This is a genomic window from Pseudomonas sp. PvP089 (assembly GCF_017875165.1).
Lineage (GTDB): Bacteria > Pseudomonadota > Gammaproteobacteria > Pseudomonadales > Pseudomonadaceae > Aquipseudomonas > Aquipseudomonas fortuita.
This window is the reverse complement of record NZ_JAGGME010000001.1, coordinates 4,367,388-4,380,532: the sequence shown is the minus strand read 5'-3', so window position 1 is coordinate 4,380,532 and position 13,145 is coordinate 4,367,388. Positions and strand designations below refer to the sequence as shown.

Here is a 13,145-nt window from a genome sequence, read left to right as displayed (position 1 = left end):
TCGAACATGGAAACTGGAACCAACGTCATGGCCAAGACAAAAATAATGCCGCCGGCAGCCGGCGCCTATGCCTACCCCTTGCTGATCAAACGCCTGCTGATGGCGGGTGTGCAACACCAGCCGGACCAGCAGATCGTCTACGCCGACACGCTGCGCTACACCTACCGCGAGCTCGAGCAGCGGGTGCGGCGCCTGGCCAACGTGCTGCGCGCGGCCGGCGTGCAGGCCGGTGACACCGTCGCGCTGCTGGACTGGGACAGCCACCGTTCGCTGGAATGCTTCTTCGCCGTGCCGATGATTGGCGCGGTGCTGCACACAGTGAACATTCGCCTGTCGCCGGAGCAGGTGGCCTACACCATGAACCACGCCGGGGATGACCTGGTGCTGGTGCATGACGACTTCGTGCCTCTGCTGGAGCAGCTGCACGGCCAGTTGGGTAAGGTCAAAGGCTACCTGCAACTGACGGACCGGGAGGCTGCGGCCACGTCGCTGCCGGTGCTCGGCGAGTACGAAGCGCTGCTGGATGCAGCCAGCCCCGAGGCCGAGTTCGAGGACTTCGACGAGCAGTCGGTGGCCACGCTGTTCTACACCACCGGCACCACCGGCAACCCCAAGGGGGTGTACTTCTCGCACCGCCAGCTGGTGCTGCACACCCTGAACCAGTTAGGCACTTTCGCCGCCTACGACGGCCAGCCGTTGCTGCGATCCAGCGACGTGTACATGCCGATCACCCCGATGTTCCATGTGCACGCCTGGGGCGTGCCCTACACGGCCACGATGCTGGGCATCAAGCAGGTGTATCCGGGCCGCTACGAGCCGGACAAGCTGGTGCGCCTGTACCGCGATGAGGGGGTGACGTTCTCCCACTGCGTACCCACCTTGCTGCAGATGATGCTCGACAGCGAGCAAGGCCGGCACACCGATTTCAGCCGCTGGACGATCCTGCTCGGCGGCAGCGCGCTTACCCACGGCCTGGCGCGTCAGGCCAGCGAGCGCGGCATGCTGATCTTCAGCGGTTACGGCATGTCGGAAACCTGCCCGCTGCTGACCCTGACCCACCTGCACGACGAAGACCTGGCCTTGCCCATGTGCGAACAGGTGGCGCAGCGGATCAAGACCGGCGCCCCGGTGGCGATGGTCGACCTGCGCATCGTTGATGCGGCGGGCGTCGAGGTGGCCCACGACGGTGAGTCGCTGGGCGAGATCGTGGTGCGTTCGCCGTGGCTGACCCAGGGGTACCTGCACGAGCCGGAAAAGGGTGCCGAACTGTGGCAGGACGGTTGGCTGCACACCGGCGACATGGGCTCGATCGACCGCCACGGGGTGCTGGAGATCAAGGACCGCATCAAGGACGTGATCAAGACCGGGGGTGAGTGGATCAGCTCGCTGGCGCTGGAGAACCTGATCAGCCAGCACGCTGCGGTCAATGCCGTGGCGGTGGTGGGCATTCCCGACGAGCACTGGGGCGAGCGGCCGATTGCGCTGGTGGTGTGCATGCCGGGTGACAGCCTCGATCAGGTAGGGCTCGAAGCGCACCTGAAGCAGTTTGTCGACAGTGGCCAGATCAACAAGTGGGCGATTCCGCGCCAGGTGCACTTCGTGGCGGACATCCCCAAGACCAGTGTCGGCAAGATCAACAAGAAGCTGATCCGCGAGATGCATTGCTGAAACCCAATAGCCGTCGGTCTGTACCGACACCTTTCCAACAATCCCAATATAAGGAACACCCCATGAACTTCCTTGATGGCCACCTGTTCACCGAGAACCAGCAGCCGTTGATCATCACCGCAGCGCCCTATGCGCCTTCCTGGGTGCCGTCCGACTTCCCCGAGGACATCCCGGTGACCATGGCCGAGCAGGTACAGAAGGCCGTGGATTGCTACAACGCCGGTGCCACGGTGCTCCACCTGCATGTGCGCGAGCTGGATGGCAAGGGCTCCAAGCGCCTGTCCAAGTTCAACGAGTTGATTGCCGGTGTGCGTGAAGCGGTACCGGAAATGATCATCCAGGTGGGGGGCTCGATCAGCTTTGCCCCCGAGACCGAAGGCGCTGCGGCCAAGTGGCTGAGCGACGATACTCGCCACATGCTGGCCGAGCTCGATCCCAAGCCCGATCAGGTCACGGTGACGGTCAACACCTCGCAGATGAACGTGGTCGAGCACTGGGGCTATCAGGATGTGCGCGGGACTTCGATGGAAGACCCGGCGGTGTACGAGGCCTACAAGGAAATGACCGTGCCCGCGCAGCCCGGCTGGGTCGAGGAGCACGTGCGCCGCCTTAGCGCCGCGGGTATCCAGAGTGCCTTCCAGTGCTACAACCTGAACAGTTTCGAGTCGGTCGAGCGCCTGATGCGCCGTGGCATCTACAAAGGCCCGCTGGTGATGAACTGGGTGGCCATCGGCGGCGGCATGGACGTGCCGAACATCTACAGCCTCGCCAACATCGTGCGGGCCGTGCCGGACGGCGCCGTGCTCACCGTGGAAAGCTCGATGCGCAACGTGCTGCCGATCAACATGATGGGCATCGCCATGGGCCTGCACGTGCGCTGCGGCATCGAGGACAACCTGTGGAACCAGGCGCAGACCGAGAAGATGTCCACGGTGCAGCAGATCGAGCAGCTGGTGCGCATGTCGCGCGAGTTCGGTCGGCCGATCGCCACCGCCAGGCAAGCCCGCGAAATCAGCAAGATCGGCGTGTTCTACGACACCGTCGAAGAAAGCCTGCAGGCCAATGGGTTCGCGCCAAACCGCAACGGTGGCCAGCAGGGCTTCTTGCGCAAGACGGCTGAAACCGCTGACGGCAACTGAGCATTGGTTGACGAGAGGTTTTGCGCTGGCTGAAGCTGTGCTCCAGGGATTGGAGCCAGCTGCTCGGCAACCTCAAACACTCAACCAAAGTGCCAGGGCCGCCAAGGTCACCAGCAGCACCGGCACGGTCAGCAGTACGCCGACCTTGAAGTAATACCCCCAGCCGATCACCACCCCTTTGCGCGCCAGCACATGCAGCCACAGCAACGTGGCCAGGCTGCCGATCGGGGTGATCTTCGGCCCCAGGTCGCAGCCGATGACATTGGCGTAGATCATCGCCTCGCGCACCACGCCCTGAGCTTCGCTGGCATGGATCGACAAGGCGCCGATCAGCACACTGGGCAGGTTGTTCATCAGTGACGAAAGCAGCGCTGCAATCAGCCCGGTGCCCAGCGTAGCCGCCCACAGCCCATGCCCGGCGAGCCAGTCCAGTACCCCGGCAAGGGCGTCGGTCAGGCCGGCATTGCGCAGCCCGTACACCACCAGGTACATCCCCAGTGAGAACACCACGATCTGCCACGGTGCTTCGCGCAGCACGCGGCGGGTTGAAATCACGTGGCCGCGGGCGGCCACGGCAAACAGCACGGCGGCGCAGGCCGAGGCCACGGCGCTGACCGGGATGCCCAGCGGCTCCAGCACGAACAGCGCGGCCAGCAACACCACCAGTACCACCCAACCCGCACGGAACGTGGCGCGATCGCGCACTGCCAGGGCAGGCACTTGCAGGTCGTCGGTGGCGTACCGCAGCGGGATGTCGCGGCGAAAATACAGCCACAGCACCAGCAGCGTGGCCGCGACCGCCACCAGGTTCACCGGCACCATCACGGCGGCGTAGGCGTTGAAGCCGAGCCCGAAGTAGTCCGCCGACACGATGTTGACCAGGTTCGATACCACCAGCGGCAGGCTGGCGGTGTCGGCGATAAAACCGGCGCCCATCACGAAGGCCAGGGTTGCCGTGGGGGAAAAGCGCAGCGCCAGCAGCATCGACATGACGATGGGGGTGAGGATCAGGGCTGCGCCATCGTTGGCGAACAGCGCGGATACCGCTGCCCCCAGCAGCACCATGAAGGCAAACAGGCGACGCCCGTCGCCTCGGGCCCAACGCGCCACATGCAGCGCCGTCCAGGCGAAGAAACCGGCTTCGTCCAGCAACAGGCTGATGACGATCAGGGCGATGAAGGTGGCGGTGGCGTTCCAGATGATTGCCCAGACGGTGGGGATATCGTGCAGTGACACCACGCCGCACAGCAGGGCCAGAAGCGCACCGAAGGTGGCACTCCAGCCGACGCCGAGGCCTTTGGGTTGCCAGATGACCAGGGTCAGGGTGAACAGGAAAATCAGCGTGGCTGGGAGCATGAACAGATGGCTCGGGTTAGAGGAAGGCCAGTGTAGCCAGTGCAGCAGCCAATTACTGCAGCATGGCCAGGATTCTGTGTGAGCGGGAATACGGCGCTCTACCGCGCGCTTCAGCAAAGTTCGGTTACAAACATGTAAACTTCGTAAATACGATTTACTCTCATTTGCAATTCCCTATATTTACCACCCCTGTTGGCCACCAGACTGTGTTTGCGAGGCCGGTGGGCGAGGGCTCCCGGTTTGCGACAGGGATGTGCCGTTTCGCTCATGAATCGCAGGAGATGTACCCATGCAGTGCAGAACTTCACCCAACAGCCTGGCCCTGGCGTTCGTGGCGCTGGCGTCACCGGCCATGGTGGCCACCGCGGCCCAGGCTGAAGAGCAGCGTACGGGTGAGGTGCTGGAAGTGCCGGTTGCCGACAACGCGCTGGTGATTCAGGACACCCTGATCACCGCCGAGCGCGAGGCGCGTCAGGCCTTGGGTTCGTCGATCATCACCGCCGACGACATCAAGCGCCACCCGCCGTCCAATGACCTGTCCGATATCATCCGCCGCGAGCCCGGCGTCAACCTGACCGGCAACAGCGCCAGCGGCGCGCGCGGCAACAACCGCCAGATCGACCTGCGCGGCATGGGCCCGGAAAACACCCTGATCCTCATCGACGGCAAGCCCTCCAGCGCCCGCAACGCTGTGCGTTATGGCTGGAACGGTGACCGTGATACCCGGGGTGAAACCAACTGGGTGCCCGCCGAGGCCGTCGAGCGTATCGAGATCTTGCGTGGCCCAGCCGCCGCTCGCTACGGCTCCGGCGCCATGGGCGGGGTGGTGAATATCATCACCAAACGCCCCACCGACGAGCTCAAGGGCAGCGTCAGCCTGTTCACCCAGTTGCCGGAAGACGGTGCCGAGGGTGCCAGCCGCCGCGCCAACTTCAACCTCGGTGGCGGCCTCACCGATAACCTTGGTTTCCGGCTGTTCGGCGGCTTGGCCAAGACTGACGCTGACGACCTCGATATCAACGCCAGCCACGCCAACAGCGCACTGGTTGCCGGGCGCGAGGGGGTGCGCAACAAGGACATCAACGGCCTGCTCAGCTGGAAGTTGAACGACGAGCACCGCTTCGAAGCCAGTGCCGGCTACAGCCGCCAAGGCAATATCTACGCGGGCGACACCATGAACAGCAACGGCGGCAGCGACGTCGCACTGATTTCCAGCCTGTATGGCCACGAAACCAACGTCATGCAGCGCAGCACCTACGACCTGACCCACCTGGGCGACTTCACCTGGGGTACCAGCAAGACCACACTGGCCTACGAATACGTGCGCAACTGGCGCCTCAACGAGGGTTTGGCTGGTGGCCCGGAAGGGGCGATCAACGACAGCGGCGCGGCGATGTCGCGGTTGCGTAACACGCGCTTGAACAGTGAGGTCAACTTGCCGTTCGCCCTGGGCAGCACCGAGCATGTGCTGACCCTGGGGGGCGAGTACCTGTACGAGTCGCTCAACGACCAGGGCTCGTTCCGTCCGCAGAGCTTCGACCCGAGTGGGTCGGGCAATGACGCGATCAGCGGTTTCGACCGCAGCGAATCGAAGATGACCGCCAGAAGCTACGCGTTGTTCGTCGAGGACAATATCGTCATCGGCGACACGACGGTGACGCCTGGCTTGCGTTTTGACCATCACGAGATGTTTGGCGACAACTTCAGCCCCAGCCTGAACCTGTCGCACAAGCTCACCGAGGCGCTGTCGGTCAAAGGCGGCATTGCTCGCGCCTACAAGGTGCCGAACCTGTACCAGTCCAACCCCAATTACCTGCTCTACAGCCGCGGCCAAGGTTGCAGTGTGGAGCAGACCAACTCCGGTGGTTGCTACCTGCAGGGTAACGCCGACCTCAAGCCGGAAATCAGCGTCAACAAGGAGATTGGCCTGCTGTACGACCGCGGCACCTGGCGTACCAGCGCCACCTACTTCCGCAATGACTACAAGAACAAGATCATCGGCGGTACCGATGTGCTCTATGCCATTAACAGCGGCCGCCGCGTGACCCAGTGGGAAAACGCCGGCAAGGCGCGGGTGGAAGGGATCGAAGGCAACGTCTTCATCGAGCTGACGCCGACCCTGGACTGGAACACCAACCTGACCTGGATGCTCGACAACGACAATCGCGAGACTGGCGAACCGCTGTCGGTGATCCCGGAATATACCGTCAACACCACCCTGGACTGGCGCGCCACCGAGCAGCTGTCGTTCCAGGTGGCGGGCACCTACTTTGGCAAGCAGAAATCGCCGACCTACAACTACCGCACCCAGCAAGACTACGACAAGGCCGCGCAGCAGGACGTCGAGGCCTATGGCCTGGTGGATGTGAGCGCCGGGTACAAGTTCAACGCCAACTATGACGTGCGGGTGGGCGTGAACAACGTGTTCGACAAGCAGATCCTGCGTGGCGGCAACGCCAGCAGTTCGGGGGCCAACACGTATAACCAGCCGGGCAGGGCGGTGTTTGCTGCGCTGAATATCAACTTCTGACAGCGGGGGCCGCTTCGCGGCCCGATCGAGACACGAGGCCGCTCCTGCAGGTACCGCACAGCCCTCGAATGCTGTGCGGGGCCTGTGGAAGCTGGCTTGCCGGCGATTGGGCTGCGCACAGCCCTGGCCTCATCACCGGACCTCAAGGAACCCTCCGATGATCAAAGCCCCTGCCTGGCTACAACTACTCTCTCGCAGCGCCGCCGCGTTGCTCGGCGGTTACGCCCTCAGCTACGCCGCCAGTGCCTGCCTGGCCCGCATCCTGCCGCTATCTGCCGCCGATGCGGTCATCGTCGCGACCCTGCCGGCGTTCATTTTTTACACCGTTGCCATCCTCTGGGCCTTCGCCTGCCGTGATGCCCTGCGCGCCTGGGCGCCGCTGGCACTGGCCGTGCCCCTTGCCCTGATCGGTTTCTGGCCCCAGGTAATGGAGCGGCTGACATGAAGAATACCTTCACCCAATCGATGGCCTGGCTGCATACCTGGGCTGGGCTGATCTTCGGCTGGCTGTTGTTCGCCATCTTCGTCACCGGCACCCTGGCGGTGTTCGACAAGGAGCTCAACCACTGGATGCAGCCGGAAATCCCGGCCACCCAGGTGCCCCAGGCCGACGCTGCCCGGCGCGCTATCGACTACCTGCAGGCCCATGAACCAAAAGCAGGCAACTGGGGCATCAGCCTGCCGAGCGAACGCGCGCCAGGGCTGCGCGTTTCTACCGGCGAGCGCCGCCACGGCGGTGGCGTGCAGCTCGACCCGCGCACCGGCGAGGCCATCGAGGTGCGTGACAGTGTCGGCGGCAACTTCTTCTTCCGCTTCCACTTCACCCTCGACCTGCCACGCAACTGGGGTATTTTCGTGGTCGGTGCGCTGGCGCTGGTGATGCTTGCGGCACTGGTGACCGGCATCGTCATCCACAAGAAGATCTTCAAGGAGTTCTTTACTTTCCGGCCGAACAAGGGCCAGCGCTCGTGGCTGGATTTCCACAACGCCAGCGCGGTGCTGTTGCTGCCGTTCCACCTGATGATCACCTACACCGGCCTGGTAATCTTCATGCTCATCTACATCCCCGCCGGGGTCGATGCGCTCTTTGCCGGCGACGCACGCGCCTACTTCCAGGCCCAAGGCAATGCTCGCGTGGAACAGCCCCGTGGCCTGGCCAGGCAGCCGGCCGCGCTGGTGGATGTAGCCCCGCTGTTGGCCCAGGCCGAGGCGCGGTTGGGGCCGATCGGCGGCTTGAACATCCGCAACCCGAACACGGCGGCGGCGCGCGTTGAAATCCGCCCCGAGCTGGGCAACCGGATTGCCCTGGCCAAGGGGCAGGCCATGGTCTTCGATGGCGTCAGCGGGCAACTGCTCAGCGACGTACCTGAGTGGCGCGCGGTGCCTTTGACCCAGCGGGTCATGGTCGGGCTGCACTTTGCCCAATTTGGCGGCTACCCGATGCGTTGGTTGTACTTCGTGTGCGGGCTGGTCAGCTGCCTGATGATCGCCAGCGGCCTGGTGCTGTTCTGCGTAAAGCGCGGGCGCAAGTATGTCAGTGCCACTGCCGATGCTTCGGCACGGCGCTGGTACCGGGTGGCCGAGGTGTGCAACGTGGGCTTCATCAGCGGTTTGCTACTGGCATGCGTCGGGCTGCTGTGGGCCAGCCGCTTGTTGCCGGTGGAACTGCTACAGCGGGAGAGCTGGGAAGTACGTGCGTTCTTTGGTGTATGGCTGCTGGCGCTGTTGCATGCGGGTGTCAGGCCGGCACGCCGTGCATGGGCCGAGCAACTGTTGCTGACGGCATTGCTGTGCATCGGCCTGGGTGCGTTTGGCGGCCTCGAAGACGCCATGCGCCTGGGCGTAGCGGCCTGTGCGTTGGTGCTGGGCGTGTTGATTGGGCTGGTGGCCTGGCGGGTGCGGCAAGTACAACCGGTGCAGCGCAAGGCCCGAGCAGGCCGGCAACAGGAGGCCGAGGCATGATGATGTGGATTGCAGGCGCAGTGCTGTTCGCTTATGCCGGTATGCTCGGGCTGTGCCAGGGGCTGGAGCGGCATTACAAACAGGTGTGGAATCGCACCTGCCCGCGCGTGTGGAGTATCAGCCTGCGCAGTGCCGGTTGGTTGGCGTTGCTGGCGAGCCTGACGCTGTGCGCCCAGGCCTGGGGCTGGGCCATGGGGCCGGTGGCCTGGTTCGGCGTGTTGTCGCTGGCGGGGTTGGTGCTGGTGATGTTACTGCCGTACTGGCCACGGCTGGCGGTGGGATTGGTGGGGGCGCTGCCGGTGTGGGGTTTGGCGCAGGTGGTTACCTATCTATGAACTGAGCGCGCCTACAAGGGATACGCGTTTGTGCGGGCGGCGACATTGTTGCAGCCAAACGCCTCGCAGCATGCTAAACCATGGGCCCCTGCCTGCTGCGAGAGAGCCCCGGTGAAAGCCGTCCGCCTGACCCTGATCTGCCATGCTCTGACCCAGGCCCAGAAGACCGGGCGCCTGCACCGTGCAGATGACGCCATCTTGCCGTTGACCCAAGAGCCCGACGCCATCGTGCCCGGCGTGCAAATGCTGACTGCGCCAGAACGGCGAGCCTGCGAGACGGCGGCGTGGTGGTCGGGGCCGGTGCAGATCGAGCCGGCATTGGCCGATTGCGACCTGGGGCGTTGGCAGGGTTTGCCGCTGAAGCAGTTGCAAACCGAACAACCGCAGGCGTTGGCGCAGTGGCTGCAGGACCCGGCCAGTGCGGTGCATGGGGGGGAATCTTTCGCGAGAGTATGCCAGCGGGTGGCCGCTTGGCTGGCGGCCTTCGACACGCCGGGTGAGTGGCTGGCAGTGACTCACCCGATGGTGATGCGCGCCGTGTTGGTAGAGGTGTTGGGGTGCCCGATGCAGGCTAGCCAGCGTATCGACGTGCCGCCGCTTTCGCGCCTCGAGTTGAGCTTTACCGGGCAGTGGCGCCTGCGCCTGGGCTGAGGGTCAGAACGCCAGCTTGTAGCCGATCAGCAGCAGCATCGCCGCCAGGCACGGGCGCAGTACGCGGTCCGAGATCCGTCCGGTGAGGTGGCTGCCCAGGTAGATGCCCGGCAGCGAGCCCAGCAGCAGGTAGCCCAACAGCGACCAGTCCATGTTGCCCATGCCCGCGTGGCCCAGGCCTGCTACCAGGGTGAGCGGCACCGCGTGAGCGATTTCCGTACCGACCAGGCGGCGGGTGACCAGAAACGGGTACAGCAGGAACAGCGCCACGGTGCCCAGGGCGCCAGCACCGATGGAGGTGAGGGTGACCATAACCCCCAGCACCACGCCGGTGACTACGGTGAGGGTGTTCAGGCTGCGGTCGCTGAGGTGATAGTGGTCACTGGCATGGCGGCTGGCAAAGGCCTGCAGACGCGATTTGAACAGAATGGCCAGCGCGGTGAGGATCAGCACCACTGCCAGGCCTTGCTTGATGATGGCGTTAAGCGCCGAGGTGTCGGTGTGCAGGGTGCTGAGGAACCACAGGGTCAGTGCTGCGGCGGGCACGCTGCCCAGGCTGAGCAGCCCGGTGATCTTCCAGTCGATGTTCTTGTGGCGCGCATGCACCCAGACGCCACTGGCCTTGGTGATGGCTGCATAGAGCAGGTCCGTACCAACGGCCGTAGCCGGGTTGATGCCAAACCACAACAGGATCGGGGTCATCAGCGAGCCGCCACCGACGCCGGTCATGCCGACGATGAAACCCACGACCAGGCCCGCAATGGTGAAACCGAAAGAACCTACATCCATACGCTACTCGACTGCCCATCTTTGCCCGTTATCGGATGCAGCCAGCATATAGATTTTTTTATAGCCAAATAGACTTGTTCGTTATTAGGTTATAACCGGCATGTGTTCAGGCCCCGGGCGAACGCTTGCCCGGGGTTGCAGATAAAATCGTCGAACTGGCGCCCGTTCGCGGGCGATAATCCGGGCTTGGACCGGAGCCGATCAGTGCGGCATGGCGAGGGTCGGCCTGTCACCTTGCCGGCGCAGCGCCCCCACCTTCCCCGGCCCGTTTCCAGCAACCTCGAAAGGAGCATCCCATGAGCAATGACATCCAGCGTTTCCCCAGTAGCCTGCCGTTTCCGTTTTCCCGTGCAGTGAAGGCCGGGGGGTTTCTGTTCCTCTCCGGCCAGGTGCCGATGAGCGCCAGTGGTGAAGTAGTGCGCGGTGATATCCAGGCCCAGACCCGCGCAGCCTGCGAGCGCATCGCCGAAAGCCTGGCGGCCTGCGACGCGCGCTTCGATCAAGTGGTCAAGGCCACGGTTTGGCTGTCGGACATGAGCCACTTTGCCGGTTTCAACGAGGTCTACAAGGAGTTTTTTGGCGCGGCGCTGCCAGTGCGTTCGACTGTGGCCTCGGCGTTGGCGCTGGGTGTGGATGTGGAAATTGAAGTGCAGGCGTTTGTCGGCGAAGCCTGACCGGGCTGAGTCCCTGGCAAATCAATAACCCATGTTTTCTAAGAGGCGGCAACAGGCAGTGGCTGTTGCCGTCTATGACAGGGCTTAGATCCTGAAGCTGCCTACCAGCTGCTTCAAGCGGCCAGCCTGTTGAGCCAGTTGATCGCAGTGCAGCAGTGTCTCGTTCAGGTTCTCGACGCCTTGCTGGTTCAGGGCGTTGATCTGGGTGATGTCCAGGTTGAGGCTCTCGACCACGGCAGTCTGCTCTTCGGTGGCGGTCGCCACCGACTGGTTCATGCCATCGATTTCGCCAATACGCTGGGTCACGCTGGCCAGGCGTTCGCCGGCCTGGTTGGCCACCTGCACGGTCTGCTCGCTCGAAACCTGGCTGGTGTTCATGGTGTGCACCGCTTCGCGCGAGCCGACCTGCAGGCTGGTGATCATGCGGTGGATCTCTTCGGCCGATTCCTGGGTGCGGTGTGCCAGGTTGCGCACTTCGTCGGCCACCACGGCAAAACCACGGCCGGCCTCACCGGCACGGGCGGCCTCGATCGCGGCGTTCAGTGCCAGCAGGTTGGTCTGCTGCGAGATGCCCTTGATCACATCGAGGATCTTGCCGATTTCGTCGGTGCTGGCGTTAAGCGTTTCGATCTGCGCGCAGGACTCGCTAATACGCTGGGACAGGGCGGTCATGGCGCTGATCGCTTCCTCGACCACTGCACGCCCGCCGTGGGCCTGCTCGCTGGCGCCGCTGGCATGCTGCGAGGCATCGGCGGCGTTACGGGCGATTTCCTGGGTGGCAGCCCCCAGTTCGTTGATGGCCGCGGCCACACTGTTGGTGCGCATACTCTGTTCTTCAGAACCGCTGATTGACGCGTTGGACGCGCTGACCACTTTTTCCGACAGGTCATGCACCAGGCGGGTGGCCGAGGACACTTCGCTGATGGAGGCATGGATGCGTTCGACAAAGCGGTTGAACGAGGTGGCCAGCTCGCCGAATTCGTCCTTGTTTTGCACGGTCAGGCGGCGGGTCAGGTCGCCTTCACCTTCGGCGATGTCGCGCATGGCGCGGCCCATGGTGGTCAGCGGGCGCATCAGCACCGGGATCAGCAGGCCCAGCAGGCCGGCGATGGCAGCCACGGCAATGAGCATGGCGATGATCGCCGAGGTGCGGAATTGGCTGAGCGCCGCGTAAGCCTTGTCTTTATCGATGGACAGGCCGATGTACCACTGTGCCGACGGCAGGCCGGCCACCGGGGCGAAGGAAATGATGCGGTCCTGGCCGTTGAGGATGACATCCTGCATGCCGGCGGCAACCCGCAGGTTGCTGCCCGGATAGATGTCCTTGAGGTTCTTCATCACCTGGTCTTTGTCGGGGCTGACAATCACCTGGCCGTTGGCGTCGGCCAGGAAGGCGTGGCCGATGCCGCCGAAATCGACCGAGTTGATGATCTCGACCAGCGTGTCCAAAGTCACGTCGCCACCGACCACACCCATCAGTTCACCATTGCCCTTGCGCTTCACCGGGGTGGCGATGGTCACCATCAGGCCACCGACAGCGCCTTGGTAGGGGGCTGTCAGCACAGTCTGCCCGGCGCTGGCGGCGGCGCCGTACCACGGGCGCTGGCGAGGGTCGTAACCGGCAGGCATCTGGGTATCCGGGCGCTGGGTGAACACACCGTTGGCCTGGCCCAGGTAGGTGAACAGGAAATTGCGCGTGTAGGAAGGCTGCTCGATCAGCCCGGTCAGGGTCTCGCCGGCGCCTTGCTGGCCGATATCCTGGGCCAGGTTTTCCAGCACCAGGATGCGCCCGCTCATCCAGTTTTGCACGCTGCTGGCAGTCAGTGCGCCGGATTGCTGTACCGAGGCTTCGATGTTCTGGCGGATCGTGTTGCGTTGCAGGTAGTCGTTGTAGAGCGTGAACAGGGCAAATGCCAGGACCACGACGCCGCAGGCGCTGAGCAGGATCTTGTGGCGAAATTTCAGGTTCATGTTTCGAGACCTTGAGCCAATGAGGGGAGGGCGCAGCACGCTCATGACGCGATGCGGTGCCTGTCGACCG

General features: G+C 63.9%; 11 protein-coding genes. 8 read left to right on the top strand and 3 right to left on the bottom strand.

The window, feature by feature from the left end; genetic code table 11:
• Positions 1–27: 27 nt before the first annotated feature.
• Both J3A71_RS20015 and J3A71_RS20010 read left to right on the top strand, forming a co-directional pair.
• Complete coding sequence (locus J3A71_RS20015; RefSeq protein WP_209953166.1) at positions 28–1,668, top strand: fatty acid--CoA ligase; 1,641 nt, start codon at positions 28–30, stop codon at positions 1,666–1,668.
• A 62-nt stretch (positions 1,669–1,730) separates the two neighbouring features.
• A complete protein-coding gene (locus tag J3A71_RS20010) occupies positions 1,731–2,807 on the top strand; it encodes a 3-keto-5-aminohexanoate cleavage protein (protein ID WP_016485864.1) in 1,077 nt (358 codons plus the stop codon).
• 72 nt (positions 2,808–2,879) lie between these two features.
• Here J3A71_RS20010 and J3A71_RS20005 read toward each other — a convergent pair whose 3' ends face one another.
• Positions 2,880–4,163, bottom strand: a complete 1,284-nt coding sequence (locus J3A71_RS20005; protein WP_016485865.1) for an arsenic transporter — start codon at positions 4,161–4,163, stop codon at positions 2,880–2,882.
• A 289-nt stretch (positions 4,164–4,452) separates the two neighbouring features.
• Between J3A71_RS20005 and J3A71_RS20000 the strand changes: the two genes are divergently transcribed.
• The 5 genes from J3A71_RS20000 (at position 4,453) to J3A71_RS19980 (ending at position 9,641) form a co-directional block, all read left to right on the top strand.
• Positions 4,453–6,693, top strand: a complete 2,241-nt coding sequence (locus J3A71_RS20000) for a TonB-dependent siderophore receptor (RefSeq protein WP_209953164.1) — start codon at positions 4,453–4,455, stop codon at positions 6,691–6,693.
• Positions 6,694–6,850: 157 nt separating this feature from the next.
• Positions 6,851–7,138: an iron transporter gene (locus tag J3A71_RS19995; protein ID WP_095114676.1), complete on the top strand. Its 288-nt coding sequence runs from the start codon at positions 6,851–6,853 to the stop codon at positions 7,136–7,138.
• Positions 7,135–8,655: a PepSY-associated TM helix domain-containing protein gene (locus J3A71_RS19990; RefSeq protein WP_145914466.1), complete on the top strand. Its 1,521-nt coding sequence runs from the start codon at positions 7,135–7,137 to the stop codon at positions 8,653–8,655. Before J3A71_RS19995 ends, J3A71_RS19990 begins: the two co-directional genes overlap by 4 nt.
• A complete protein-coding gene (locus tag J3A71_RS19985; RefSeq protein WP_016485869.1) occupies positions 8,652–8,990 on the top strand; it encodes a DUF3325 domain-containing protein in 339 nt (112 codons plus the stop codon). The genes J3A71_RS19990 and J3A71_RS19985 overlap by 4 nt, the downstream gene beginning before the upstream one ends.
• A gap of 111 nt (positions 8,991–9,101) precedes the next feature.
• Positions 9,102–9,641 (top strand): histidine phosphatase family protein, encoded by a 540-nt coding sequence (locus J3A71_RS19980; RefSeq protein ID WP_209953162.1) that lies wholly within the window; start codon positions 9,102–9,104, stop codon positions 9,639–9,641.
• Positions 9,642–9,644: 3 nt separating this feature from the next.
• On the opposite strand, the gene J3A71_RS19975 is transcribed toward J3A71_RS19980, so the two are convergent.
• A complete protein-coding gene (locus tag J3A71_RS19975; protein WP_016485871.1) occupies positions 9,645–10,430 on the bottom strand; it encodes a sulfite exporter TauE/SafE family protein in 786 nt (261 codons plus the stop codon).
• 296 nt (positions 10,431–10,726) lie between these two features.
• Here J3A71_RS19975 and J3A71_RS19970 point away from each other — a divergent pair, with 296 nt between their 5' ends.
• Positions 10,727–11,104, top strand: a complete 378-nt coding sequence (locus J3A71_RS19970) for a RidA family protein (RefSeq protein WP_023047830.1) — start codon at positions 10,727–10,729, stop codon at positions 11,102–11,104.
• Positions 11,105–11,188: 84 nt separating this feature from the next.
• Here the strand turns inward: J3A71_RS19970 and mcpA are convergent, their stop codons facing one another.
• Positions 11,189–13,075, bottom strand: a complete 1,887-nt coding sequence (gene mcpA, locus J3A71_RS19965; protein WP_209953160.1) for a methyl-accepting chemotaxis protein McpA — start codon at positions 13,073–13,075, stop codon at positions 11,189–11,191.
• Positions 13,076–13,145: the final 70 nt, after the last annotated feature.

What these genes read in the sequence shown, in the direction of transcription:
- J3A71_RS20000 (WP_209953164.1), top strand. Translation starts at nt 4,453, where the DNA reads ATGCAGTGCAGAACTTCACCCAACAGCCTGGCCCTGGCGTTCGTGGCG.
- J3A71_RS19975 (WP_016485871.1), bottom strand. Translation starts at nt 10,430, where the DNA reads ATGGATGTAGGTTCTTTCGGTTTCACCATTGCGGGCCTGGTCGTGGGT.
- J3A71_RS19970 (WP_023047830.1), top strand. Translation starts at nt 10,727, where the DNA reads ATGAGCAATGACATCCAGCGTTTCCCCAGTAGCCTGCCGTTTCCGTTT.
- J3A71_RS19995 (WP_095114676.1), top strand. Translation starts at nt 6,851, where the DNA reads ATGATCAAAGCCCCTGCCTGGCTACAACTACTCTCTCGCAGCGCCGCC.
- mcpA (WP_209953160.1), bottom strand. Translation starts at nt 13,075, where the DNA reads ATGAACCTGAAATTTCGCCACAAGATCCTGCTCAGCGCCTGCGGCGTC.
- J3A71_RS20015 (WP_209953166.1), top strand. Translation starts at nt 28, where the DNA reads ATGGCCAAGACAAAAATAATGCCGCCGGCAGCCGGCGCCTATGCCTAC.
- J3A71_RS19990 (WP_145914466.1), top strand. Translation starts at nt 7,135, where the DNA reads ATGAAGAATACCTTCACCCAATCGATGGCCTGGCTGCATACCTGGGCT.
- J3A71_RS20010 (WP_016485864.1), top strand. Translation starts at nt 1,731, where the DNA reads ATGAACTTCCTTGATGGCCACCTGTTCACCGAGAACCAGCAGCCGTTG.
- J3A71_RS20005 (WP_016485865.1), bottom strand. Translation starts at nt 4,163, where the DNA reads ATGCTCCCAGCCACGCTGATTTTCCTGTTCACCCTGACCCTGGTCATC.
- J3A71_RS19985 (WP_016485869.1), top strand. Translation starts at nt 8,652, where the DNA reads ATGATGATGTGGATTGCAGGCGCAGTGCTGTTCGCTTATGCCGGTATG.